Raw genomic sequence first — 26,989 nt, forward strand, 5'->3', positions numbered from 1 at the left:
TACTAAATTCATCGTTAAATAGGATATTTATGATTTCTCGTCGCCATTTTATGTTTGGTATCGCCGGCACAGCTTTTGCCGGACTAAGTTTAAGCTTGCTTGGCCGTAAGGTGAGCGCGCAAGTTACCAATCCTCCTCTCCCAACTTATTCTGGGTATGGCCCGTTACTTACTGATCCTAATCGACTTTTAGATTTACCAGAAGGCTTTAGTTATCAAGTGGTTTCACAGTTCGAAGATCGAATGAGTGATGGCTTGCCTGTACCTGATCGAGCCGATGGAATGGGGTGCTTTAAACTTGATGACGATCGGGTGGTATTAATCCGAAACCATGAACTGCATCCAAAACATTTCGACGATTTACCTGAAAAATCCAAAACCTACACCTCAGACAAAGCATACGATAGTTTTAGTAACGGAATCGCTTTGCCAGGAGGGACAAGTAATTTAATTTATAATCTTAAAACTCAAAAGCTAGAACAGGAGTTTTTGAGTTTAATTGGCACAATTCGAAATTGTTCAGGCGGCATTACTCCTTGGGGTACTTGGTTATCATGCGAAGAGTCTGTCGCAAAGGCTGGGGACGATATTACACGCGACCATGGTTACATTTTTGAAATCTCGGCTAACGCTACGGGCTTGGTAGAACCTAAACCGTTAAAAGAAATGGGACGTTTTAATCATGAAGCGGCTGCAGTCGACCCTCAAACTGGAATTGTTTATCTAACAGAGGACAGGGGGGACAGTTTGTTTTATCGCTTTATACCTAACGCACCTGGCCAGTTGGATAAAGGTGGTCAGTTACAAGCAATGGTTGTCATGCACTTGCCTAAATTTGATAGCCGTAATTGGTCTAATTTAACTATGCCAATAGAGAAGTGGTTTGATGTTGAATGGATTAATATAAACAACCCAGAGGCACCTGAAGACGACTTGCGAATCCAAGGTTATGACAAAGGTGCAGCAGTCTTTGCAAGAGGTGAAGGTATACATTGGGGAGATCACGAATTGTATTTTTGCTGTACAAATGGTGGCTCACAAAAACTGGGGCAAATTATGCGTTATCAACCTTCAGTGCATGAAGGAACTAAGGATGAAGCCAAAAGCCCTGGGCAAATTCAATTGTTTCTAGAGAGCACAGATGAGTCATTATATAATTTTGGTGACAATCTAACGGTGGCGCCAAATGGCCACTTAATCGTTTGTGAAGATCAATATACGGCAATAACGAGTAATCATTTACGCGGCGTTACACCAGACGGCAAAGTATATGACGTTGCGCGTATTCGAGTGCAAACTGAACCTGCAGGCGCTTGTTTTTCACCCGATGGCAGCACTTTGTTTGTTAATCTGTATTCACCGACACGAACTTTGGCAATAACCGGCCCTTGGCAGGCGTTTAAAACGAGTTGATTTTATCCTAGTGAATATTGCTATGGGTAGTCTTTTTCGGCTAATTAAAACTGCACTGCTCGAATGTACGGCTGGATTCAAATCTAAACATCAATCAATAAATTTAATTGCGTTATTTAAGCAACTCTAAATCCAATTGTGTTAGATAACATTACGCCTTTAGAGTTAGTTAAATTGTAAACGAGTAGCCGTAACGAGCGACTGCGCTAAAGCTTGCCTTCAAAGTGTATTACACATTAGAGACGAGAATGACAACGTCGGATTATTAATTAGATAGACGAAAATCCAAATGATGGACCATATCGATACGTTTATCCGTTACAACTTATGCAAATTGCTTCGCCCAGAAATACGTTGCAACTAGGGGGGAAGAGATCATTCTTCAGTTGTTCTTTAGGTTGCTATTGAACCTCAGGTAGTGGCAGGTGTGCAGGTGGTGGTAGTTCTGGCGGCAGTTAACCTTGATACTCAACTTAATGGCTTAATTGGCCGCTAAAAAAAATCCAGCCCTAAGGGCTGGATTTTATTGATGGTTAGATTAGAAACGGTAGGTTAAAGAAGCTTTAATCGTACGTCCTAACAATGGACGTGCAACGCCCGTGTAGTCACCATTTGAGAAAGACAAGCCACTTAGTATTGGTGAACCTTCTGTAAATGAGTCAGCATCATTTAGGTTTGCAATGTGAATTTGTAGATCCATTTGCTCAGAAAATTCGTAGATACCACCTAAGTTCATTTGATAATAGGCTGGATATACAGTCACGTTAGTACTGTCATCAGTCGCAAAACGTTCTGAGTAATACATGAACTGGCTGTAGATCGATAATGGGATAGATTCAAAATCATATGATGGTCTGAAATTAACCAACAATTCAGATTGACGTCTTGGTCGTCTGCCTTCGGTTGTTGAAACATCGTATTGACGTTCGTCAAATACACCATCGCCATTTGTATCAACTTCTACGATCCCGTTTCTGATCTCATTATCTTGACTCAGTTGCGGATCTTGCCAAACGATACTGCCTTGTAAAGTCAAACCTTCCAGCGCTTCTGGAGAATAGGACGCTTCTAACTCTATCCCTATATTATCTAAGCTTCGGCGGAATACATCGCGTACCTTAGGGCAATTTGCTGGCGCAGGGATTGCCGTACAGGCGATACCATTACCAGTAGCACTAAGATCATCTAGCGTTGGACCTAGGTTTTCTTTTGCCGCAAAGTCGATGTAAAAGGCCGTTAAACTCACTGAGTTGACGGAATCTGCATAACGCAAACCACCTTCAACTTGTTTGATGTTTTCGACTTGATCACCACGTGCAACTTCGCCTGTTGTTGGATTTGTTGCAGGACCACCAAAGATATAATCTTCAAAACCTGGTAAACGGAACGAGTCGGCAATGCTTAAGTACGTGGTGAAGTTTTCGTTGATGCGGTAGTTTGCACCAATTGTCCAACCTATATCATCGTAACTTTCAGATGCAAAACGTGGGGTACCGTCAGGCACATTAACAAAGTTATCTGCCAAGGTATCGCTAGTTGAACCGACAACGACATCTGCTGGGGTAAAGTCATTGGAACTGTTACCAGGGTCAAATGAATTGGTTGTTAATCGATCTACATCCAATTCTTGCCAACGAACACCAAGGTCGATTAATAAATCACCGTCTAAGAGCGTCATATGATCCAAAGCGTAAAACGCATTGGTTCGCATAGTGGCGTCCGCGCCAAGACCAAATATCGCAGGTTGATCTAAACCACCGCGAGTTATCGATGGACCAACTTGCTGCTCATTATTATCGACGGCGTATAAGTCAACTAGACGAGCACTTTCACCAATGTCACTCCAACCACTGGCAAATACAGAATAAACATCGTAGGTGTAATGACTGGTGTAATAACCAAACGTTAATTCGTGAGAATTGTCACCGACTTCAAATTCTTTAGAAAGTTTAAAGTCAGCGATATTACTTGTCGCATCAACCTTGCCATAGACTGGAATGTTGTGTGCCAAAATGCTCGGCGCCTCTTCAGCACCAGTTAAATCGGTACCAGTCACGGTGTCAGAATAATAGGCTTTTACCCCAACAGCGTCGCTATAGGCATCTCCTAATACGCCAGTAAAACCTTGGATCCGGTTAAATTGATCATTGGTTAATCGAGATGTTTCAGCCGGTGGATCGTTAAATAAAGAGTAGAATCCATTGGAACCGGTTGTGGAACGAATCGAGGAAACAAAGCGCCAATCATTTTGTAAATCTTTGGAGATTTCAAGAGACAAAATATCAAATTTAGGGTTTATACCATTAGTAATGTCGAGTGGCAGTTGAGAGCCGTCGCTATTGTATAATTGATAAAAACTGGTTTGGTGTGACAATACCGTCCCATCTTGAAAATTAACGCCTAAACTGTTTACATCATTTGGATTAATTTCAAACGGATTGCTTTGAGTGCCTGGCTCACGATTACTCTCTACTGAGTAAGGAATGTTTTGATAAAAATTGGTTTTATCGTTAATGCTGTGGGCTTGTAATTTAATTTGGGTTGTACCGTCATCGCTGGTATAAACTAAATTCCCTCGGATTTGACCACCAGAATTACCGGTATAACCCGGATCACGGATACCATCTGCAACGCGATAAAAACCACCAACGGCAAACGTTAAGTTTTTATTAATTGGACCGGACACAAAAAATTCGTTACGAACGTGGCCCCAATCGCCAACTTCTAACTTATAAGCGCCTTCAAACTCTTGACCACCAGTACGGGTAATATAGTTAACGGCTGCACCCAAAGCATTTGAATATAAAATGGCGCCAGGGCCACCCTTAACGGCTTCTACAGTTACCGTCATTAAGTCAGGTTTTATGAACACGTCATTATTCATAAATGGAGCTTCAGGCTCTTCATATGCTGGCAAACCATCAATTAAATTCGGAACATAACGATAACCACCAGCTTGTGGCAAACCTCGGACTAACACGTTGTTGTGGGACTCACCTGCTGTGCCACCTTCTGGAAAAAAGCCAGGAATGTTACCGAGTAAGTCGGCGGCGCCATGAGGCGCTAACTTTTTAATGTCTTCTTCACTAATCGTGTTGATGGAAAAAGTCGCTTCCATTTTATGGGTGTTTTTTGTAACACCTGTGGATACGGTGATGACTTCGATTTCCTCATCTTTTTCTTTGTTCACATTTTCAGCAAATACATACCCTGATTGAGAGAGCAAAGTTAAAGAAATTATTCTGCTAAGTGTTTTTAATTTCATGTGTGTGTTCCGTTGATCAAGTTTTATTTTATAATTTTAGACTAAATGTACATCGATGGACATTGTGAGTCAAAAAAATTCGATGCTAACAAACATTGTATGTTCATCGCATCGGATCGTGATTGCTCTATTTGGCTATCGATGGACATTATGACACTTTTTATACAGTAGTTGTCAATAGTATTTTTAAAAAAAGACAAAAAAAGATGGTTTAATGCGCAGTTAGACATTAGGTATTGAATTTTAAATCTTTGTATCTTGTTGTAAATAATAAGAATTGTTTTTGTTGGTAAGGCGGTTGGAGCCATCGGCGAATTTATAAAGTGAGAGTGGCGAACAACAATTTTGTCGCCACTCAGATGACACTGGAAAAGATTAAGCTGGCTGCTCGCTTAATTGCTTTTCGTTATTTTTTTTGTCATCGGTTAAAATAACCCAAGAGACAATGGTGAAAAAGACCACCACACTGCCGAGTATTTTATAAGATAAGGTAAAGCCTATTGCGTCATACATCATTCCCGCGACCACAGACAAGATACTGGCAAATACTTGAGTGGAGAATAAAAAACCCACCAAATAGAGTGTTGAGGATAACCTTGCATCAAAAGTCGCAGAGATATATTTAAAAATGGCTATCAACATTATCGGTAATTCGGCGGCGTGCAAAAGCTTCATTGCCGATATTGAAATGGGATCCCAAGCGTAGCCTGACCCTATCATTCGTACGGCCATAATGGCACCGGCTAATACAAGGCCGTTTTTAGCGCCAATTCGATTCACGATAAACGGGGCAATAAACATGCCTCCGGCTTCTAAAAATACTTGAAAAGAGTTTAAGTATCCAAACATCGCGTTGCCTTCAGCTTGGCTCGGAAATAAAGAGGCAAAATAGACTGGAAATTGCTGGTCATATACGGAATATACGCAGGTTACCCCCATTACATAGGTAGCAAATGCCCAGAATCGTTTCATTTTTAACAACCCAAAAGCATCTTGGATATTTAATGCCGACGCTTTATCGTCAATGAGATTTTCATCTTCGGCTTTTTCCGTGGGCTTAACCAAGGTTACGGAAACTAAGAAGATAATCGCACAACAAGATGCCAACCAGAAGTTAATATTAGGGTCTATATTAAACAGGGCACCTGCAAAAAATGTGGCGGTTGCCCAACCTATCGATCCCCACATTCGAGCTTTACCAAATTCGAACCCAGAAATCCGACTGACACGTTCGATAAAGGTTTCGGTCGCACCGACTCCGGCGGAAAAGGATAAACTGAAAAAGATGCCGCCAAGTATGACGCCTAAATAAAAATTAGAGGCCAAAAGAGGCGCATAGACATAAATAAAAAATGGTCCGCTGGCGATGAGTAAAACACCAACCCATTGCAACAGATATTTTTTTAGCCCGAGTTTATCTTGAATAAAGCCATAAAAGGGCATGATGAATAATGCGGCCACGGCATTGAGGCTAAATATAATCCCCATATTTTCGCCATTTAATCCCGCGGCTTGATTGAGCCATATAGGAAATAATGAGAATGAAAATGACCAAGTTAAGAAGAAGGAAAAGAGTGCTAAGCTTAATAGCCAATAATTTCTATCTGAGTTTTTAAACATGTTGCTTCCTATTATTGGCCATTTGACGCTCAGAGCAGTGTAGCTACTGATCCTCTATCGACAAACTGACCGCTGATTTTATGAATTTTTGCTTGTTTAATTTTGGCGATTGCCAATTTTGCTGCCTCTTGTCCCATGGCAAAATATGGCAAGCTCACCGTGCTTAATTTGGGTAATAGATTTTCTGAAATTAGGCGATAATTATCGTAACCGACGATGGAGATCTGTTGTGGGATCTGATACCCCATCACGCCACGTACTAACATATAAGTTCGCATTGCCATTTTATCGTTACCACACATTAGAGCGGAAGGCGGGTTTGGCAAGGAGAGTAAGTCTTTAAGTACTTGCTCTAGTTGTGCAAACTCGTCAGACTCATTTTCAATAACTCCTATCCGAATAAGGGTAGGGTCGTATGCGATTTGGTGATCGGATAAAGCCTGTTTATAACCTTGGTGACGTAATTGGGAGGCCTTCATATCTTCAAAAAGTCGAAGTTCTGCGATCCGGGTGTGCCCTTTATTAATGAGGTGGACGGCCGCGTCATATCCACCTTGGTAGTCATCAGGGATAATCGTCGGGTGTAACGTTTGTTGTTCAAAACAGTTGACCAAAATAAGTGGCGTATTTTTGAAGGCCTGCTCTATTTTCACTTCTTTGTGGAAAACTGTCGCTAATATGATGGCCTGTGAGCGGTGACGTTTAAAGTCGTCAACCAACCGCTCAAAGTTTTCCGGCTTACCTGCCATTTCGCCAATTAATAATTGTTTACCATGTTGGTCACAAATGTTTTGGATCCCGGCGACGATTTCATAGGAGTCTGGTGTTGTCGTCAAATTGTCGGTAATTAAACTTACGATCCCAGCTTCGACTCCACGTAGCGCTTGAGCAGCCGCAGAAGGTGCATAGTCTAGCTCCTTCATTGCATTGGTTACTTTTTCTTTGGTCTTGGCACTCACCCCTTCAAATCCGCCTAAGATCCGAGAGACAGTCTTTATCGACACATTGGCTTTTTCTGCTACGTCTTTAATTGAAGTCATAAAAATTCTTTTGTTTATCAGTATATGAGTACTGATTATCTACTTCCTAATCTGTTACGACAATTTAAATTTTGGATTAATTCTTGACAAAGGCTAGCATTGTAAAATTATAATGTCCATCGTTAGTCAAAAATAGTTTCACACCATTAGGTCAAATGAGAGGAAAAGTTTTACCGCTAAAATGCGTGCATTTAGTGCGGTGAAAATGAGAATTTTTATGAAAAACACTGAAGAAAAACAATTCACTGAACAGTGGCGACCACTGAACCATTTTACGCCACAAGAAAATTGGATGAATGATCCTAATGGCTTAGTGTATTACGACGGGCTCTATCATTTATTTTACCAGCACAACCCTAAGGCACATGTATGGGGCAATATGAGTTGGGGTCATGCTGTGTCGACTGACTTGTTGAATTGGCAGGAAAAACCCGTTGCTTTGTTACCAGATGTCAACGAAAACAAACAAGGATTAGGTTACATCTTTTCCGGTAGCGTGGTGGTCGATTGGAATAATACGTCGGGATTTCAGCAAGGTGAACATCCTCCATTAGTTGCGATTTTCACTCATCATTCTGAACAAGCGGTTCAGTGCCAAAGTATCGCTTACAGTAATGACGCAGGTGAGACTTGGACTAAATTTGAAGGTAACCCCGTTATCGAAAATCCAGGTATTAGAGACTTCAGGGATCCAAAAGTGTTTTGGCATCAAGACTCAAAACAATGGGTCATGGTATTGGCGGCTGGCCAAGTTGTGAAACTGTTTGGTTCGACGGATTTAAAATCGTGGCAGTTTTTATCTGATTTTGGTGAAGATGTAGGAAGCCATGCTGGAGAATGGGAATGCCCCGACCTGTTTCAATTGACTACCGAAGATGGTGAGACAAAATGGGTATTGATCGTCAGCATCAACCCCGGTGGACCTAATGGCGGTTGTGGCACGCAATACTTTGTTGGCGAATTTAACGGCAACAGATTTGAGACGGATCACGATAATGTGAAATGGTTCGACTACGGACCGGATAATTATGCCGGCGTAACGTTTGACGGCCTACAGCGAGTCGATGGTCGACGGATCATGATCGGTTGGATGTCAAATTGGACCTATGCCGGAGATTTACCGACCTACCCGTGGAGCGGTGCTATGGCGTTACCAAGAGAGTTAACCCTTCTTAGCACATCAAATGGACATTTGCTTGCCAATAATCCGGTGAACGAATATCAAAATTCGATGGTAGAGGTCACCCGGAATAAAAGCACCCAGGCGATTTCGGCGTACCTTCCACAAGAGTCTGTCGTCAATATTGAGTTTAACGTATCGACTAGTGCGCCGAGCAAAACAACTTGGGAGTTAACTAACGTCGATGGCGAAAAAGTGATCATCAAATACAACCCATTGCGCAAGCTACTGACAGTCGATCGTCGAAATGCCGGTTTTGACATTAAAATTTGGACGATGCCAATAATTGAGGCGCCGGTATTGCCGCACAACGATCAAATATCGGGGCAAATGATTTTAGACAAATCTTCGTTAGAAATATTTTGGGGAGATGGTACCACGTCTGTTACCGCATTACTGTTCCCGTCTAGTCCTTTTGATACGCTCGTTATGCAGTCGCAATGTGACTCTGAGAAGTCGATTATCATTAGCAAAGTAGGGCAAAAATGATGAGGAATAAAGTTGCGATATTTGGTGAAGCGCTTTTTGATTTATTGCAACAATCTAATGGTGATTATCGTCCATTTGTTGGAGGGTCACCGTTTAATGTTGCTCGGAGTTTTGCGAAGCAAGGTTTAGATTGTTGTTATTTGTCGCGCATCGGAAATGACGCTTTAGGAAGTCAAATTATGCATGCGGCGCAACTAGATGGGATCCAGCTCCCGGAAAATAATCGTTCGGACAAACCCACCTCTTTAGCGCTGGTTTATAAAGATGCGAATGGGCAACCGAGCTATCAACTTTACCGTAAATCTGTTGCTGATCTGGATATGACCGCAGAGCAATTGTTAGCGATTATACCAGCGGACGTTGAGGTATTTCATACAGGATCACTGGCCTTGGTTCCAGAGATGATAGATGTGTTAACGCCAGTTTTAATTAAATTGAAAAATCGCGGGGTGAAGATCAGCATCGACATTAATGTACGACTAGGGGTTGAATTAGATCATAGCCAATATGTCGGAGCGATATGGCAGTTTATTGCGTTAGCTGACATCGTGAAAGTCAGTGATGAAGATCTACATCTGATGGGTCTGCAAGATGATCCCATATATCATGCCGCTGAATTGTTAAGTGTGATGAACGACGGTATTGTCGCGTTAACATTGGGTGAACAGGGGGCATTTATCATCACCGATGGGTTAACGGTGCAACAAGACATCATTCCAACCCGTTCTTTTGGTGATGCTGTAGGGGCAGGCGATACGTTTTTTTCTGCATTAATTTCTGAGTTGCTACGTAACAACGCACTGCATCGTTTTGCCGAAAAAGAACAACTGCAACAGGGCTTGTTATTTGGCGCTATGGCTGCGTCGTTAAACGTCAGTGAAATCGGCTGCCACCCGCCATCACAACAGCAAGTATTAAACGCATTAGCCCTTCTTTAGGTATGGATATAGGTATTATGATGACTACAACGCTTCGATTTTTTGCCAATTTATTGGCACTGCATGTATTTCTCGCAGTAATTTTTTTTAGTGAAAGAGCGCTTGCCAACAGCGTATTACTGACGGAAAACTTTGACAATTTAGCAAAAAGTAACGTTAAGTTATTCACTCAATTTGAGCAACCAGATAGCGTCGCGGGGGTAACAGGCAGGGCATGGCGTACTGACGGTTTTTCCAGTTGGGGCGAAGCTTCAGTCTCACTTCAGGGAGTAAATAGTTTTACATTTTCCACTTGGGTTGCGCTTGAAAGTTATCCTTCTGATTTGGAAGTGACCGCAGATAAATTAACGCCATCTGCGATAGTAAATCAACGTATCGGTGATTTAGGGTTTGAAGTTTACCTCGATACGTTTGGTCGCTGGGGGTTATGGCTTGCGACCAGTAAAGGACCGGTGAACATAAAGGCAACAGAGCCGTTCCCACTTTATCAATGGAATCATTTGGCGTTTTCATTAAACGACAAGACTAAGACGGTAAGTCTTTACCTAAATGACACGTTACTTGGTAAAGCTCAAATGCCTTCTTTCGGTCAATTTACGCCAGCCAATACACCACTTTTGTTGGCCAAAAGTCATCAAGAAGTCGAGTTATTAAACTTTACCATTAATCGCATTAATGGCGCCTTTGACAACATATTGTTGACCACTGAAGTATTTTCGCTAGAGAAGATAACTCAAATGTATCTCACAGCCGATTTGAGTGTTGTTGACGCAGAAAATGCTTTGTCAGTACCATCATCTCGATTTGCTCTAGATCATTTAAGACCACGTTACCACCCTATGCCGCCAGCAAATTGGACCAATGAACCCCACGGTTTAGTCCGGAAAAATGAATTGTGGCACATGTTTTATCAACGGACGCCAAATGGCCCCTTTAAGACTCAGATGCACTGGGGACACATGGTGAGTGATGATTTGGTAACTTGGACGGACTACCCCGACGCTCTAAGGCCTGAGATAAACCAAGCTGGATTTGGTTATGACATGAAAGGTATTTGGTCTGGAGATGTCGTCGTTGACGGTGAGCAGGCATATGCATTTTACACCAGTGTTAACCATTCGGATCGTTTAACATCCGCCAACCCTGGTGTATCCGTGGCCATGAGTCTAGATCCCAATTTAATTGAATGGCAAAAAGTTGGGCCCATTATCAATACGCAACATGTCGAAGACTTTCGTGACCCTTACCTTTGGCAGGAAAATGGTAACTGGCATATGCTCATTGGCGCAGCCTACAAAAATTATGGTGGATTAGATTATTACATCGCGGATAAGTTGGGGCCTAACGTCAAATGGCAGCACCAAAGCAACTTTAGCAGTTTGCCATACCAAATGATGGATATCGGCTCGATCATTTGGGAAATGCCTGTATTTGAGGCGCTAACCGAAGATGTGTACGTGTTAGTTGTGAACCCAATTGGCGGCACAATTGAAAAGTATGGTGACCCGGCGACACGAGGTGTCTATTGGACAGGGACTTGGAAAAACGGTCAATTTCAACCTCATTATGCCAAGCCTAAAATGTTAGATGTTATCGTTGGTCATCTATCGCCAACGGTTGCTCGTGGTGAAGATGGCGCTATTAGAGCGATAGGCATTGTCGATGAACGACGCACTGCCCAAGCGCAAGAAAACGCAGGGTGGACACATACGTTTAGTTTTCCACGTCGCTGGTTTTTGAGTCAGAACCGACTGGCATTGGGGCAGGCTCCAGCACCTGAGTTAGTTCAGTTACGTGATAAGTTGCAGTTTAATCTACAAAAGGTCTTGATCTCGCCAGAGCCGATTTTTGTGTCATCAGAACTAAAAGCTTACGAGCTCTATATTAAAGGCCAGGCGTTGAGTGACAACAGCTTGAAAATCGACGTATTGAGCAGTAGCGATGGCACAGAACAAACATCCATTGTGATTGATGGGGAAACGGGTAAAGTCACATTGGATAAAAGTCGTTCTAGTTTAGCTGGTGAAGACGAAGGGCCTCAGATCTTAACGGGACATTATTCTAAACAAGATTTTGGCACAATTGAGTCCGTACGAGTTTTTGTTGATGGGTCTGTCGTAGACGTGTTTATTAATGACGCGGCCGCTTTTTCGGTTCGAAGTTATCCTTCAAAACGAGATAGTGATTTAGTCAAAGTGTCGTCAACGTCAACATTCAGTTTAGAAAACCTGAAATTATGGTCTTTCCAACCAGATGTTCGGAAATTGTCGATCACTGGAAAAAATAAGTAGATGTGCCACTTAATCGAATAGCCGCTTAATGCCGTTCGACTTGTTGAGTAGGTCAATGTGCTCTGCAAGCTAGGTTAGAACGGCGATGTTTTCGACGGCTATAAACGACAGGTAATCGTTCTTGTGCGCGCTTAGGCAACCCAACTAGACTTTAGAGTAATTATCTAGTTGCAACTATCAACGGAAAGTCCGATGTTGACCAAAGTGCCACCGCAGCACTTGCAGACGATCTTTGTTTGACGCTTACCAATATGAAGGTGATTATAGCGGGTGGGATGTTTTAGTGCATGTTGCAAATAGTGCCTATGATATTGTAGGTGATACTCAAGCAAAGAATGCCTTACTTGCTAACTGGACGACACATCAGGATTATGCTCAGAGAGTTGATAACTTAGCTGCTGGGTTAGTGTCTGCGGTTACAAATAGAAATGTACACTTTTTTATAGTAGTTTAGAAAGCCATCTAATTGCGATGACACCCAAAACGAAAAGAACAAAAACGAGTGGCACATTGAATAACCACGTAATTCTAATTTACTATGGGTATCCACACCGCCACGAATGTGACCATCCGTTTTACCTGGTCAGACAAAAATTCTGAAATGATTTTACTATTCACTTTGGCATCTTGTTGAAAAATAATTGTGTCGTTTTCAGCCTAAAATTACTTACATTTAAATCACTGTTTAAGTGGACGTTAAGTGGGCGGCAAATTCAGAGATGCTCTGAAAGCCTTTAAAATTGGTCGGACTGGCCAGATTCGAACTGGCGACCCCTGACACCCCATGACGGGGAAACAACCAAATGGTTTTGTGTACCCCACTATGCACCCTGGTGTTAGCTTTAATGATTTCGGTGCGTGTGAGTTTTATTTGAAGATGTGTTGGAAGTCTTTGTTTTAGGTGGTCCCCAAGGTGCCGATGAAAACTAAAACCTTGAACGCCGAATTGTTCAAGGCGGAGCACATTTCTGTTCCGTAGGCTTCTCGATTACTAGCCAAAGACTAGCCGAGCTTGCGCAATAGAACGGAAAATGCATTCCTGGGTAAGTATTATCGGCTCAGGGATATGAGTTTTCTGTCAAACACCCCAGGCAACCAAAACAAACAATAAACCAGTATTTCCATAATGCCCAATAACAATATCGAACATTGTAGAGAGAATTTATTGCGTCGCGGAATATAACAGGATTAGAAAGCGCTGCAACGGAAAATAGAGAAATAAAATTCAACTGGCCATTTATTTTTCAAGATGACGTTTTATTGCCCGTTATTTACACGAAAAAACAACATTCACAGCAATCTACTTCTTTAAATTCAAAATCTGTTTTACACTTAAAGTATTAAATTTTTTGGAAGATAATATGAAACATCAGGAATTAATGAGCGTAATAAACGAACACGATTTCACAGCGACAGCGAGTGAGCTACACGGTTTAATTACCGGGTTAATCGCTGGTGGCATGTTTAAAGGTTCGGAAGATTATTTAGCCCATTTAGCCGACTTGTTTAACAATGGTATGGCTATCAAAGGCTCATTAAAAAAGTCTAGCGAAGAATTAACTCAGTCAATATTTAGTCAATTGGCCTCGGAAGATATGTCGTTTGAACTTATGTTACTTGACGATGATGAGGTTTTGTCAGAGCAAGCCGAAGAGCTAATTAACTGGGTTCAATATTTTTTAGTGGGTTTTGGTCTGAATCAACGTGATTTAAAAATGGCATCCAATGACGTACGTGAAATTATTGAAGACTTTACTAACATCACGCGCATGGATCCAAATTTAGATGATACAAACGAAAGTCAGGGCGACTATTACGAAGTGGTGGAGTTTATTCGCATATCGGCTGTGTTAATCCATCAGGAGTTTGGTAAGCCACTACAAGACGACGCAGAGCCTAAAAAGACCCTTCACTAATTATTTACGAGTTAATAAAACGTTATGATACCAAACAGTGAGTTTGTCACCCGCCGCAATCGTCTGTTAGCCCAAATGGCGCCAAACAGCGTTGCCATAATACCCGCCGCCAATGAACTAACGCGCAGTAACGATACCGAGTTTCCGTTTAGACAAAATAGTGATTTTCAATACCTCACTAATTTTCCAGAACCCGATGCGTGGCTTGTTTTAGAAAAGTCTTTGGATACAACAAGTTCAACACTGGTTTGCCGGGTTAAAGACAAAGTTGCTGAAATTTGGCAGGGCCGTCGTATTGGTGCAGAAGTAGCCAAGCAACAATTTGAATTTGACGAAACGTTTGATGAATCAAAACTCCACAGTGTGTTATTTACCGCTATTAACAATACCACTATCTTGTATTGGCCACAGGGTGAATCTGAAGCAAACGACAAACGTATTTTTGATTTGTTAAACGAACTTCGAACAGGGCCTAAAAAAGGCTGGAATGCGCCAACGCAAATATCCGATCCGCGACCACTTATTCACGAGATGCGTTTGTTTAAGTCGGCTGATGAAATTACCGTTATGAAACGGGCCGGCGTAATATCTTCTACCGCCCATAAACGCGCCATGTTGTTTGCGGCAAACCTGCATAAGTTAAAGCAACCGGTAACTGAGTTTCAACTCGAAGCAGAAATTCATCACGAATTTGCGATGTCTGGTGCCAAACACCCAGCCTACGGCACAATTGTTGGTGGTGGCGAAAATGCCTGTATCTTACACTACACTGAAAACCAAGATGTGATTGAGTCTGGGTCATTAGTCTTAATAGACGCCGGTTGTGAATTACAGGGGTACGCTGCTGACATTACTCGTACCTTCCCAGTATCGGGTAAATTCTCACCAGAACAAAAAGCGCTGTATCAATTAGTATTAAATACTCAGGTTGAAGTCATTAATAACATCAAACCAGGTACGACACTAAAAGCGTTAACCGAATTATCGGTTCGACTTATTACCCAAGGGTTGGTTGAGTTAAATATCTTAGAAGGCGATGTTACGCAACTAATTTCACAAAACGCCCACCGAGCTTTCTATATGCATGGATTGGCTCATTGGCTCGGCCTGGATGTACACGATGTTGGAGACTATAACCAAGCTGGTGCTCAACGTCCGTTGCAGGCAGGCATGGTATTTACGGTTGAACCAGGCATTTATATCGATTCGGAAGCTAATTGTGATCCAAAATGGCACGGCATCGGTATACGTATAGAAGATAATATTTTGATCACCGAAACCGGTTATGAAAACTTAACGATTACCGCTCCAAAATCTGTTGAAGAGATCGAAGCGTTAATGCAATAAGATTACTTTTATTGATGTGCTGTGAGATTAAGCATTTTTCGTTTATCTCACCACTCAATAAATTGATGATGCAAAGTTGTTTTTTTGAATACGAACGGACTAATTGCAAATCGTGACAAGGTTATAGAAACCGAAAACAAATTTAACGCCGACGGACAAAGTTGAAATAAAACCGATGACAGAAAATGGATCAAACCCTCAAATATTCGATGTTGTTATTTCTGGCGGTGGACTGTCGGGATTGCTAACTGCAATTGGTTTGAGGCAGGAGTCGCCGGAATTAAACATTGCGATAGTTGACCCAAACGCAACAACTAAACCACAATTTGGTTTAGAAGCGCAGCAAACCGAACCTCAATTAAACTTTACAAACAACTTTGATGGTCGTTGCATCGCGTTATCTTACGGCTCGTTAAAGCTCTTGCAACATTGGCACGTTTGGCCAAGATTAAAACCCCACGCATGGCCAATTAAAACCATTGTTACGTCTGACAAAGGTCATATTGGTAAAACCATTTTAAAAGCCACTGATTTCCAATTATCCGCCATGGGATATGTAGCCGAAATGCGCAATATCGGACAGATATTTCAGCAAACATTGGCGCAAATGGCGGAACAAAAAATGAGTTGGTTTGTGCAAACCGAAATTAGCGCAATTTGTCATCAGGGTGACTACACCAAACTCACGTTAACCGATGGTAATGAATTGCATTCCAAGTTGTTAGTCGTGGCAGAAGGCGGTATGTCGAGCACAAAATCTTTGTTAGGCATTGAAAACGATACAGCGGATTACAGTCAAACCGCAGTTGTGGCGAATATTAAAACCCAAGGTGCAGATGGTAAAGACGGTAAGTTTGCAAAATTGCTGCGTCACCCAAACCTTGTGAGTAAAGACTTTGTTGATGCTGTTGCGTTTGAGCGTTTTACCACACATGGTCCAATAGCCCTGTTACCGATAGGTCCGCAACAATACTCTGTTGTGTGGACCGAAAGCCACGATAAAGCAGACGACATTTCAAAATTAACAGACACTGAGTTTTGCAAAGCGTTGCAGGCTGAGTTTGGTTTTGCCGCGGGTGAAATTATCGAAGCGGGCGAGCGGGCGTCTTTTCCATTGTATTGCTCTAAAGCTCAAAACTTAACTCACAATCGCGTTGTTTTGTTAGGCAATGCGGCACATACCGTTCACCCAATTGCGGGACAGGGATTTAATTTAGGATTGCGTGATATTGCGGTTTTAGTAAATGAAATTAAAGTTGCATTAGATAGTAAACAAGACATCGGTAGCTTTAGGTTATTAAATCAATATCAAAACAATCGGGTGGACGACATAAACCGGATCACAACTTTTACAGATTCATTGGTACGAATATTTGGACTGGAAGGGCGCTTGCCAGCATTTGTCCGGACTATTGGATTGATGTCCCTGCAAAAATTTGATCCCCTACAACAGTGGTTAGCATTACACTTTATGGGCAGTCAGTCGGCAAAAAATATTCCGCAACTCACGCAATTGCCTCAATTAGCTCAGTTAAAACCGTTAGTTCAAGAACAACAAACGCATGATCAAAATTAACCCAAGAACAAAAACAAGAGTAGGATTTTAGGCATGATTTCAACAGACATCGTTATCGTCGGTGGCGGAAGTGTAGGGTTAACGACAGCACTTGGCCTTGCCAATACCGGTTTTACGGTTACGGTAATAGATAACAGTGCGGCTGAAACCAAACTGTCATCGCCTGAAACGCGAGTCTCAGCGCTGTCACCCGCAAGCGAAGCCATCCTGAGGAATTTAGAAGTTTGGCAACATTTGGATTGTGCTCGACTAACACCTTATTCAGACATGGACGTTTGGGAAAAAGAATCTTTTGGGCGAATTAATTTTAATGCCGAACAAGTCTCTGAACCGCGTCTTGGGCATATTATCGAAAACGCCAATATTCGTAATGCATTAATTAATACAGCGCAACAACATCATAAAATTACTATGTTGTTTGAGACAAAATATCAAACGATTCATAACAGTGACGAACATGTATTAGTGACGTTAGAAAACGGCGCACCTATATTAGCCAAACTGCTTATTGCAGCCGATGGGGCTAATTCAAATATTCGAAAATTGCTAAAACTACCCATTACTTTTTCTGATTACGATCACCATGCAATTGTTGCCACAATTAAAACTACTGAACCACATACTCATTGTGCAAGACAGGTATTTTTGCCTGAAGGGCCATTAGCATTGCTACCACTTTATAACAGTAATTTGTGCTCTATCGTGTGGTCAACATCACCTGAAAACGCCGAGAAATTAATGGCAGACAACGATGAGCAATTTTCTCGAGCATTAACAGCCGCAACAGACAGTGTACTTGGGCCGGTTAGCTTACACAGCAAACGCCAGTCATTTCCACTTACAATGCGTTATGCTAATCAATGGCTGGATAAACGCGTGGTTTTAGTGGGCGACGCCGCACATACCATTCATCCATTAGCCGGATTAGGCATGAACCTTGGCCTATTAGATGCGGCGAGTTTGGTGCAACAACTGCAAAGCGTAGATGTGGCAAATTTACCTGAAATGACCCAACAACTACGTAGTTACGAGCGATGGCGAAAAGCGGAAGCGCAGCAGGTAATTCTTGCGATGCAGTCGTTAAAGTCGTTGTTTGAAGGCAACAATCCAATAAAAAAATTGATCCGTACAGCCGGTTTATCAATGACTAATTCGATGCCAATGGTGAAACATGAAATTATACTCAACGCTATGGGAATGAAAGGTAACCTACCGACATTAGCGGTGCCCGTAGAAATCATCTAAACCAAAATTCGGTAATGTTTCAGATAAGTATTACTAATGCTTAGACTATGGAGAATAAGTCTAAATTAGTCTATACTCTGCCGCAATTTCAATTCCCGTGTAATTTTTGTGGTTAACAAAATGAACAATTATTTTCATCATTAATCATGATGAAAGGTTCAAACTAGGTGAGAATATGAGCAATAAAACGGTTTTATTTGATAAACATGTAGAAGCAAATGCCAAAATGGTTGATTTCCACGGTTGGGAAATGCCAATCAACTACGGATCTCAAATTGAAGAGCATCATGCGGTTCGCCAAGACGCGGGTATGTTCGACGTATCTCACATGACCATTGTTGATATTAAAGGGGCAGACGCTAAATCGTTTTTACGCTATTTAGTTGCCAACGACGTTGCTAAATTAACTGTACCGGGCAAAGCCTTATACACAGGAATGTTAAATGAAGCCGGCGGCGTAATTGACGACCTTATCGTATATTACTTTGACGAAACGTTTTACCGCTTAGTTGTAAACTCAGCAACTCGTGAAAAAGACCTAGCTTGGATCAATAAACAAGCCGAAGCGTTTTCGGTCACTATCACAGAACAACCAGATTGGGCGATGATCGCTGTTCAAGGCCCAAATGCAAAAGCAAAAGTAGCCACATTATTAACTGACGAGCAAAATGCAGCCGTTGAAGGCATGAAGCCATTTTTTGGTGTTCAAGCTGGCGATTTGTTTATTGCAACAACCGGATACACAGGTGAAACTGGCTACGAAATTATGCTAGCACCAGAGATGGCCGCCAACTTATGGCAACAACTACTAGATGCTGGCGTTAAACCTTGTGGCTTAGGTGCCCGTGATACGCTTCGTTTAGAAGCGGGTATGAACCTTTACGGCTTAGATATGGACGACACTGTTTCGCCTCTTGCCGCTAACATGGCTTGGACTATCGCTTGGCAACCTGAAGACCGTAACTTTATTGGTCGTGATGCAATTACGAAAGCGAAAGAAGCGGGGACTGAGCAACTAGTTGGTTTGGTTATGGAACAAAAAGGTGTTTTACGCAGCGGCCTAAAAGTCATTTCAGAAGCAGGCGAGGGCACAATAACGTCAGGCACATTTTCACCTACGTTAGGCTATTCAATCGCTATGGCCCGTGTGCCAAGTGGTGTTGCTATCGGTGAAAGCGTACAAGTTGAAATGCGCAAAAAATTAGTTGACGTTAAAGTGGTTAAAGCAGGCTTTGTTCGTAACGGCAAATCAGTACTTTAACTTTTATCGTTTTTGTTGCTATGCCATCTTGGATTAGGCTGAGTTCTTAACTAAGAAAATAGCGACAAATAAGAGCAAAAAGAACGTCAATTAGACGTTTTATAAAGAAATTATCGTTTGCAGGTTGAAGTATAGCCGCACACCAATTATCTTTTCCAAGGTATGTGGCTAAATTTGTAAATAACTAAACTTAAATTATCTATCCTAAGGAACATAATAATGAGCAATATTCCATCGGACTTAAAATATGCTTCGTCTCACGAATGGGTTCGTAACGAAGGTGAAGGCGTTGTTACTGTAGGTATTTCAGAGCACGCACAGGAACTTTTGGGCGACATGGTATTTGTTGACTTGCCTGACGTAGGCGACGAATATGCCGCTGGTGACGATTGTGCAGTTGCAGAATCAGTTAAAGCAGCATCAGACATTTATGCTCCTGTTGCGGGCGAAATTGTTGCTGTAAATGAAGAATTAGAAGACTCTCCAGAAACAGTTAATAACGACCCATACGGTGACGGTTGGTTGTTCAAAATTAAAATGGAAGACGCTTCTGAACTAGAAGATCTTCTAGACGCAGAAGGTTACGCTCAGTCTATCGACGAAGACTAATCGTAAATGAATTAAGGCCCCGTTAACTCATCTCTATAGGAAATGTAACGGGGCTTCTTTGTTTTTGCGCTGCAGTTTTATGGGGTTGTTTAGGCAAACCATATCCTGCAACGCAAATTGTAATCGTTTAAGTCTAGGTGCTTGGTTAGGCCAGAAAACGGTTTCAATGCAAAAGTACTATTTGTCGATTTACGCACCTTTCACTTTACATGGTGTTTAAAACGCAAAGCCGATTTACAACACATACAGCAATTTTAGGAAGTCGCACTACCATGACCGAAAAAACCAGCTTACAGCAACTAGAGCAACACGACATTTTCATTCGCCGTCATATTGGTCCAAGCCAAAGTGACCAGTCAGAAATGTGTCAAGTGTTAGGCGTAAGTTCAGTGGATGAGCTAATTGACCAAACGGTCCCAGGTTCGATTCGTTTAGACAAAGATATGAACATTGGCGACGCGCAAACAGAAGAAGAGACGTTAGCGTATTTAAAACAAGTTGCTGGTGAAAACAAGGTTGCAAAATCTTATATCGGTTTAGGTTACCACCCAGTGTCGGTTCCTAACGTTATTTTACGTAACGTTATGGAAAACCCAGGATGGTATACAGCGTATACGCCTTACCAACCTGAAATTGCTCAGGGTCGTTTAGAATCGTTGTTGAACTTCCAACAAATGACTATCGACCTAACAGGCTTAGATTTAGCAAGTGCATCATTATTAGACGAAGCAACTGCAGCAGCAGAAGCGATGGGTCTAGCAAAACGTGTTTCTAAAGCCAAAAAAGCCAATAGCTTCTTTATTGCAGACGATGTTTTCCCTCAAACCATTGACGTTGTTAAAACCCGTGCAGAAATGTTTGGTTTTGACGTAATCATCGACAAAGCAGAAAAAGCCCCAGAATTAGAAATCTTCGGTGCCTTGTTCCAATACACAGGTGCAGAAGGTCAAGTAAACGATATCAAACCTTTGATTGCTGGCGTTCAAGCCAATAAAGCCGTTGCATTAATTGCAGCCGATATCATGAGCTTATTATTATTAGAAGGCCCAGGTCATTTAGGCGCAGATGCCGTATTAGGTTCTGCTCAACGATTTGGTGTTCCTATGGGTTATGGTGGCCCACACGCGGCGTTTTTCGCCACAAGCGACAAGCATAAACGTTCATTGCCTGGCCGTATCATTGGTGTGTCTAAAGACCGCCGCGGCAACAAAGCCCTACGTATGGCAATGCAAACCCGTGAACAACATATTCGTCGTGAAAAAGCCAATTCAAATATTTGTACCGCTCAAGTTTTGCTTGCCAACATGGCGGCATTTTATGCGGTATACCACGGTCCTCAAGGCCTTAAAACAATTGCAACTCGCATTAACCGTATGGCAGACATATTTGCCGCAGGTCTTACTGCTAAAGGCGTTTCACTTGTTAATGCAACTTGGTTCGACACCATCACATTTGTGGCACCAAACAAAGATGAAATTTTAGCCCGTGCTAAAGGTAAGTTAGTAAACTTCCGTACCGATCTTGAAGGCAAGTTGTCAGCAACGTTAAACGAAATCACTTCACAAGCCGATTTACTTGAGTTGTTTGATGTCGTTTTAGGCGAAGGTCACGGTTTAGATGTAAGTGTGATTGACGCACAAATTGTTGCCCAAGACGGCTCGTCTATCCCTGCTGAATATGCTCGTAAAACAGACGTATTAACGCATCCAGTATTTAATTCTTACCAAAGCGAAACAGAAATGTTGCGTTATATCCGTAAGTTAGAGGGTAAAGACTTATCGCTTAATCACTCAATGATCTCATTGGGTTCTTGTACCATGAAGCTAAACGCAACTGCGGAAATGATCCCAGTGACTTGGCCAGAATTTGGTAACTTGCACCCATTCTGTCCTGCGGACCAAGCTTTAGGTTACCGTAAGATGATTGGTGAATTGTCAGATTGGTTAATCGACGTAACCGGTTACGACAATATTTCTATGCAACCTAACTCAGGTGCACAGGGTGAATACGCCGGTTTGATTGCAATTCGTAAATATCACGAAAGCAATGGCGATCATCACCGCAACATTTGCTTAATCCCAAGCTCTGCACACGGCACTAACCCTGCATCTGCGCAAATGGCCAGCATGAAAGTGGTTGTTGTTGAATGTTTACCTGACGGTAACGTCAACATGGAAGACTTAAAAGCAAAAGCGGAATTACACGCTGATGCGCTGTCTTGCATCATGATCACGTACCCGTCAACTCACGGTGTATACGAAGAAACCATTAAAGAAGTATGTGAAATTGTTCACCAGTTTGGCGGTCAAGTTTATCTTGACGGTGCAAACATGAACGCCCAGGTTGGCTTAACTTCACCTGGCTTTATCGGTGCCGACGTTTCCCACTTAAACTTACACAAAACCTTCTGTATTCCACACGGTGGCGGCGGCCCAGGTATGGGACCAATTGGCGTTAAAGCGCATTTAGCACCATTTTTACCAAACCACGTCGTGAGCAAAGTTGAATTTTTTGGCGACAACAATGTCGACAACGTGGGAACAGAAAACGGTGCGGTTTCTGCTGCACAATATGGCTCTGCGGGCATCTTACCAATTTCATGGGCCTACATTGCCATGATGGGTAAACATGGCTTACGCCAAGCAACAGAAGTGGCTATCTTAAACGCCAACTATGTAATGGAACGATTAAGCAAACACTACCCAGTATTGTACCGCGGCCGTAATAACCGCGTAGCGCACGAATGTATTATCGACATTCGTCCACTTAAAGAAAGCTCAGGCATCACAGAAATGGACATTGCTAAACGTCTTAACGACTACGGCTTCCATGCACCAACCATGTCGTTCCCAGTTGCGGGTACGTTAATGATTGAACCAACTGAGTCAGAAGCAAAAGTAGAACTAGACCGTTTTGTTGACGCGATGATTGCCATCCGCGAAGAAATCGCGAAAGTTGAGAACGGCCAATGGACTGTCGACGACAACCCATTAGTTTTTGCACCGCACACAGCTGAAGACGTACTAGACCCAGAGTGGAACCGAGCATACGCCCGTGACTACGCCGCATTCCCATGCGCCGCGGTTAAAGAAAATAAATTCTGGCCAACGGTAACTCGAATCGACGACGTATACGGTGACCGTAACCTAATCTGCTCATGCCCTCCGCTGGATACGTACAGAGAAGATTAGTTTCTTGTTGTCGTACTCTAATAAAGTCTGTGACTTTATTTTGGTAGTTTGTGAGTCGAATATAGTTTGTGACTCATAAAGAATTGAATAAGGTGAGCTTAGTGCTCACCTTTTTTGATTATGGGGTATATGGATATAACTAATTGATTTTGTTATATTGATGAGTAATCGGCTATTGATTTAGCGACGAAATGTAAATGGAATTTGATATATGAAAAGCCAATCATTTAGTAAATCTTCTTTAGCTCGCTGTTTAATGCCTGAGGACTTTTATAATAACAGGATGCTTTCTGACGAAAAGTATAGGTCAAAGTTAATTGAAAACGCGTTAATAAAGGCAGATTCAGCATTCAAAAATGGAGCTTCATTTGATAGCTTTTATTTTACTGAAAGTGACAAAAAGAAAGGTAAGAAAACCTATTTCTCTGATGCTTTGGAGGAAAAAGTAGTATTACGTAAATGTGTTAAAAATCTTATTAGCTGTTCTAAAGTAAAACTCAAAAGTCGAAGTCAAATAGGCAAAGAAATAAGATCTTATTTGGCTGAAGGAACTGAATATAGGGTTTATAAACTCGACATCAAATCTTTTTTCGAATCTGTAAATAAACCACTCATTAAAAAATGCCTACAACAACAACCTCATTTATCAACTCACACCCAAAATATCTTGCTTGGCTATCTTTCGCACTTTCCTGACTTATTACCAAGAGGACTAGAGTTTTCCCCAATAATTGCTGAACTTATATTGAAGAACTTTGACAAAGAGATAAAAAGAGGCAATGACGTTATCTATTACTCTCGATTTGTCGATGATATTTTGTTGATCACAACCAAATCTGAGGATAAAAAAAGCTTTCTAAAGAAGATAAGGTCTACTTTGCCAGAAGGGATCACTCTCAACTACAACAAAACGAAAATAATCGATGTTGAAAATAGGAGTGCTGGCTCTAATGACCCTGTAGCCGCATTTAATTACTTGGGGTACAAGTTTGAGGTTCAGGATTATCAGATACCACCCAAACAAACAAAAGCACGTTATAGAAAGGTTATCGTTGATCTTTCTGTTTCAAAAGTAAAACAGTTCGAATCAAAGCTTTGTAAAGCCTTGGTAAATTATCGCAACACTGGCGACTTTGATTTATTAAATTCTAGAATCAAATTTTTAACAACTAACAGGGATCTGATTCAAAAATCCACAGGCAATAAGATTCCCACCGGGATTTATTACAACTACAGCTTAATTGACCCAAATAGCTGCGCTTTAAATAGATTGGATGAAAGTTTACAAAAATTTGTAATAGGTTATGACAATCTCTTTCATAAACCGGGTACGCCTGTTTTGAGTTTGAACCAAAAGCGCAGGTTGTTGCAATCTTCATTTAAGAGTGGCTTTAAGAACAGGATATATAAGAAATTTACTCCGTATTGGCTAAAGGAAATTACAAGCATATGGCTATAATTAGAAACCAAAAAATTAAACTAGATAAGAAAGATTACTTTCGAGGTTTACTTACCGATACAGCTCCTAATGATGTACCAATAATTTTTAGTAATGAAGGTTTCTACGTAAACTCCCATAGAGCTAATACTGAAAACGGTGATAGGCTCAATAAGATTGTAAGTTCAATATATGCAAACCACATCGACCCAACTTTAAATAAGCTGAACAATGAAAGTGATGCACTGCAAAAGAAGTTTAGATATTCATCTCCCTTTAAATACAAAATTATTAAAAATGAATACAGTTTACGCACGCTTTCTCTAACGCACCCTAGGACACAATTAAATTTAGCTGAGTTTTATAGAGATCACAGTCCTGAAATTAACTACCTATGTAGCAAAAGTAATTTTTCTGTTCGTGCGCCAGTCAAAGTAGGGAATTCATTTACAGTTAATAGCACTCGCAAAATTTCGTCAGAAGATTATAAGAACATTGATATCGACACCTTAGAGTCAGAGCTTTACAAAAAATCAGCATCGTCATTTTTTACCTATAAGGGTTATACCAGATTATACAAAATATATAACTCTGAGCGCTTTGTTCAACTTGAAAAGAAATACAACCAAATGTGGTTGTTAGACATTGCTAATTGTTTCGACAGCATATATACGCATTCAATTTCTTGGGCTGTTAAAGATAAGCAGTTTATTAAAGAACATGTTACCTATAGCAATCAGGTATGCCAAAAAATGGATACCATAATGCAGAGAAGTAACAACAACGAAACAAATGGGATATGTATCGGAGCCGAGTTTAGTAGGGTCTTTTCAGAAATTATTTTCCAAAAAATAGATAAAAATATAGAAGAATTTCTAGATATAAAAATGGGCTTAAAGCATGAGGTAGACTATGAAGTTATTCGTTACGTTGATGATTATATGATTTTTGCATCATCAGAAAAGGTCGCTAAATCAGTATACAAAGCTATCAGCGACTGTCTTAATGAATATAATCTATATCTTTCAGACTCCAAGACTCATAAATACTCTAGACCATTTTGCACAGAGAAATCTGCTTTGGTGGTTGGGTTAAATATGGTTTTAAACGAGCTAGAATCCTCTCTATTTGAAGTTCAATACTTCAATAAACAAAGACAATTGTTCCCCAAAAAAATCTACCGTAAGTTTGGATTCAAAAATAACTTCATTGATAAAGTTAAAAAGTTATGTATAGAAAACAAAAGTGACTACTCTTTGCCTTCAAACTTTCTAATTTCCGTGTTTAATAAAAGAATTAACGAAGTAATTTTGCATTACAGAGCCTATATCAAGAACATTAGACAAAAGGCATTAAAAGAAGGTAAAAACTTGGAGCAAGAAGTACATGATGGAGTATTAGTTTTTAGAGATGCATTAGAACTTCTGTTAAACCTGACATTGTTTTTTTACAGCGTAAAACCTTCGTTAAGTGCTTCAAACAAAGTCTCTCAATCCATAATTAAGATAGATAGATTTGTCCTAGCAGAAATGCCCGAACACCTTGCTTTCATGAGAAACTTTATAATGGCTAGCATATCTGAAAATATGTATTTCTCCCACGAAGACAGTTATAGGGAAGGTTTTACTCATATAGAGCAGTTGAACATTCTGTTAGCTACAAGTGAGTTTAACGACAACTATCTAGTCAGTGCCGATCTTATACAACAAATGATTAATAAAAATGAAGAGCCAAGCTATTTTGAAATAGTATCTCTACTTTATTATTGTAAGGGACATGAACAGTATAAAGAAATAGTTTCTAGGCTCGAAAAGTTAAGCTTACAGAAAGTGTTGAGGACAGACTTGTCAAAAGATTCCGAAGCTATCCACTTAATTCTTGACTTAATGTGTTGTCCATATATTTCAAAAGAAGTAAGGCAGACGCTACTAGGTATAGAACTTCAAACCAATATTGAACTAATGGAACTATCTAACACTAATGATGATTACTCTAATGAGTGTGTGCTGGCAGAGTTATTGAATACTTATTGGTTTGTTAAGTGGTCTAGTCTAGATTTATATGAGTTATTAGCTAGGAAGGAGTTGAATCCAGTCTACTAAGACGTTACTATTTTGATGTGGCAAAAGGTCAATATAACTCAAGTAACTAGCTACGGTTGGTTATGTTGT

Annotated in this window: 16 protein-coding genes and 1 other RNA gene; 13 read left to right on the top strand and 4 right to left on the bottom strand. The window is 41.1% G+C overall.

Translation table 11 applies throughout. From position 1 onward, the window contains the following. The first annotated feature begins 29 nt into the window (after positions 1-29). On the top strand, positions 30-1,412 hold the full coding sequence (locus KO525_RS16405) for an alkaline phosphatase PhoX (protein ID WP_215964910.1): 1,383 nt from the start codon (positions 30-32) through the stop codon (positions 1,410-1,412). A gap of 538 nt (positions 1,413-1,950) precedes the next feature. Here KO525_RS16405 and KO525_RS16410 read toward each other — a convergent pair. From KO525_RS16410 to KO525_RS16420, 3 genes are all read right to left on the bottom strand, one after another. Further along, positions 1,951-4,677 (bottom strand): TonB-dependent receptor domain-containing protein, encoded by a 2,727-nt coding sequence (locus tag KO525_RS16410; RefSeq protein WP_215964911.1) that lies wholly within the window; start codon positions 4,675-4,677, stop codon positions 1,951-1,953. 375 nt (positions 4,678-5,052) lie between these two features. Continuing rightward, complete coding sequence (locus KO525_RS16415) at positions 5,053-6,297, bottom strand: MFS transporter (protein WP_215964912.1); 1,245 nt, start codon at positions 6,295-6,297, stop codon at positions 5,053-5,055. 29 nt (positions 6,298-6,326) lie between these two features. Further along, positions 6,327-7,337 (bottom strand): LacI family DNA-binding transcriptional regulator, encoded by a 1,011-nt coding sequence (locus KO525_RS16420; RefSeq protein ID WP_215964913.1) that lies wholly within the window; start codon positions 7,335-7,337, stop codon positions 6,327-6,329. Between the two features lie 217 nt (positions 7,338-7,554). Here KO525_RS16420 and KO525_RS16425 point away from each other — a divergent pair, with 217 nt between their 5' ends. Genes KO525_RS16425 through KO525_RS16435 form a run of 3 tightly spaced genes read left to right on the top strand, consistent with a single transcriptional unit; the run spans position 7,555 to position 12,235 of the window. After that, a complete protein-coding gene (locus KO525_RS16425; RefSeq protein WP_215964914.1) occupies positions 7,555-9,006 on the top strand; it encodes a glycoside hydrolase family 32 protein in 1,452 nt (483 codons plus the stop codon). Next, positions 9,003-9,944, top strand: a complete 942-nt coding sequence (locus KO525_RS16430) for a carbohydrate kinase (protein WP_252736556.1) — start codon at positions 9,003-9,005, stop codon at positions 9,942-9,944. Before KO525_RS16425 ends, KO525_RS16430 begins: the two co-directional genes overlap by 4 nt. A 17-nt stretch (positions 9,945-9,961) precedes the next feature. Beyond that, positions 9,962-12,235: a GH32 C-terminal domain-containing protein gene (locus KO525_RS16435; RefSeq protein WP_215964915.1), complete on the top strand. Its 2,274-nt coding sequence runs from the start codon at positions 9,962-9,964 to the stop codon at positions 12,233-12,235. 901 nt (positions 12,236-13,136) lie between these two features. Here the strand turns inward: KO525_RS16435 and ssrS are convergent. Further along, positions 13,137-13,332, bottom strand: a non-coding RNA gene (gene ssrS, locus KO525_RS16440) — 6S RNA. 264 nt (positions 13,333-13,596) lie between these two features. Between ssrS and KO525_RS16445 the strand changes: the two genes are divergently transcribed. The 9 genes from KO525_RS16445 (at position 13,597) to drt3b (ending at position 26,920) form a co-directional block, all read left to right on the top strand. Next, a complete protein-coding gene (locus KO525_RS16445; RefSeq protein ID WP_215964916.1) occupies positions 13,597-14,151 on the top strand; it encodes a UPF0149 family protein in 555 nt (184 codons plus the stop codon). Between the two features lie 24 nt (positions 14,152-14,175). Beyond that, entirely contained in the window at positions 14,176-15,498 is a 1,323-nt protein-coding gene (pepP, locus tag KO525_RS16450) for a Xaa-Pro aminopeptidase (RefSeq protein ID WP_215964917.1), read from the top strand. A 175-nt stretch (positions 15,499-15,673) separates the two neighbouring features. Then, complete coding sequence (locus tag KO525_RS16455; protein WP_215964918.1) at positions 15,674-17,074, top strand: FAD-dependent monooxygenase; 1,401 nt, start codon at positions 15,674-15,676, stop codon at positions 17,072-17,074. Positions 17,075-17,107: 33 nt separating this feature from the next. Next, the gene (locus tag KO525_RS16460) at positions 17,108-18,319 is read left to right on the top strand and encodes an FAD-dependent monooxygenase (protein ID WP_215964919.1); all 1,212 of its coding nucleotides are present in this window, start codon (positions 17,108-17,110) and stop codon (positions 18,317-18,319) included. Positions 18,320-18,494: 175 nt separating this feature from the next. Next, positions 18,495-19,580, top strand: a complete 1,086-nt coding sequence (gcvT, locus tag KO525_RS16465; RefSeq protein ID WP_215964920.1) for a glycine cleavage system aminomethyltransferase GcvT — start codon at positions 18,495-18,497, stop codon at positions 19,578-19,580. A gap of 219 nt (positions 19,581-19,799) precedes the next feature. Continuing rightward, complete coding sequence (gene gcvH, locus KO525_RS16470) at positions 19,800-20,189, top strand: glycine cleavage system protein GcvH (RefSeq protein ID WP_215964921.1); 390 nt, start codon at positions 19,800-19,802, stop codon at positions 20,187-20,189. A 272-nt stretch (positions 20,190-20,461) separates the two neighbouring features. Beyond that, on the top strand, positions 20,462-23,380 hold the full coding sequence (gene gcvP / locus KO525_RS16475) for an aminomethyl-transferring glycine dehydrogenase (protein WP_215964922.1): 2,919 nt from the start codon (positions 20,462-20,464) through the stop codon (positions 23,378-23,380). A gap of 211 nt (positions 23,381-23,591) precedes the next feature. Beyond that, positions 23,592-24,839 (top strand): antiviral reverse transcriptase Drt3a, encoded by a 1,248-nt coding sequence (gene drt3a, locus KO525_RS16480; protein WP_215964923.1) that lies wholly within the window; start codon positions 23,592-23,594, stop codon positions 24,837-24,839. Beyond that, positions 24,830-26,920: an antiviral reverse transcriptase Drt3b gene (drt3b, locus tag KO525_RS16485; protein WP_215964924.1), complete on the top strand. Its 2,091-nt coding sequence runs from the start codon at positions 24,830-24,832 to the stop codon at positions 26,918-26,920. The genes drt3a and drt3b overlap by 10 nt, the downstream gene beginning before the upstream one ends. Positions 26,921-26,989: the final 69 nt, after the last annotated feature.

The organism is Psychrosphaera sp. B3R10 (assembly GCF_018861025.1).
Classification (GTDB): Bacteria; Pseudomonadota; Gammaproteobacteria; order Enterobacterales; family Alteromonadaceae; genus Psychrosphaera; species Psychrosphaera algicola.

What these genes read in the sequence shown, in the direction of transcription:
- KO525_RS16405 (WP_215964910.1), top strand. Translation starts at nt 30, where the DNA reads ATGATTTCTCGTCGCCATTTTATGTTTGGTATCGCCGGCACAGCTTTT.
- KO525_RS16410 (WP_215964911.1), bottom strand. Translation starts at nt 4,677, where the DNA reads ATGAAATTAAAAACACTTAGCAGAATAATTTCTTTAACTTTGCTCTCT.
- KO525_RS16415 (WP_215964912.1), bottom strand. Translation starts at nt 6,297, where the DNA reads ATGTTTAAAAACTCAGATAGAAATTATTGGCTATTAAGCTTAGCACTC.
- KO525_RS16420 (WP_215964913.1), bottom strand. Translation starts at nt 7,337, where the DNA reads ATGACTTCAATTAAAGACGTAGCAGAAAAAGCCAATGTGTCGATAAAG.
- KO525_RS16425 (WP_215964914.1), top strand. Translation starts at nt 7,555, where the DNA reads ATGAAAAACACTGAAGAAAAACAATTCACTGAACAGTGGCGACCACTG.
- KO525_RS16430 (WP_252736556.1), top strand. Translation starts at nt 9,003, where the DNA reads ATGATGAGGAATAAAGTTGCGATATTTGGTGAAGCGCTTTTTGATTTA.
- KO525_RS16435 (WP_215964915.1), top strand. Translation starts at nt 9,962, where the DNA reads ATGATGACTACAACGCTTCGATTTTTTGCCAATTTATTGGCACTGCAT.
- KO525_RS16445 (WP_215964916.1), top strand. Translation starts at nt 13,597, where the DNA reads ATGAAACATCAGGAATTAATGAGCGTAATAAACGAACACGATTTCACA.
- pepP (WP_215964917.1), top strand. Translation starts at nt 14,176, where the DNA reads ATGATACCAAACAGTGAGTTTGTCACCCGCCGCAATCGTCTGTTAGCC.
- KO525_RS16455 (WP_215964918.1), top strand. Translation starts at nt 15,674, where the DNA reads ATGACAGAAAATGGATCAAACCCTCAAATATTCGATGTTGTTATTTCT.
- KO525_RS16460 (WP_215964919.1), top strand. Translation starts at nt 17,108, where the DNA reads ATGATTTCAACAGACATCGTTATCGTCGGTGGCGGAAGTGTAGGGTTA.
- gcvT (WP_215964920.1), top strand. Translation starts at nt 18,495, where the DNA reads ATGAGCAATAAAACGGTTTTATTTGATAAACATGTAGAAGCAAATGCC.
- gcvH (WP_215964921.1), top strand. Translation starts at nt 19,800, where the DNA reads ATGAGCAATATTCCATCGGACTTAAAATATGCTTCGTCTCACGAATGG.
- gcvP (WP_215964922.1), top strand. Translation starts at nt 20,462, where the DNA reads ATGACCGAAAAAACCAGCTTACAGCAACTAGAGCAACACGACATTTTC.
- drt3a (WP_215964923.1), top strand. Translation starts at nt 23,592, where the DNA reads ATGAAAAGCCAATCATTTAGTAAATCTTCTTTAGCTCGCTGTTTAATG.
- drt3b (WP_215964924.1), top strand. Translation starts at nt 24,830, where the DNA reads ATGGCTATAATTAGAAACCAAAAAATTAAACTAGATAAGAAAGATTAC.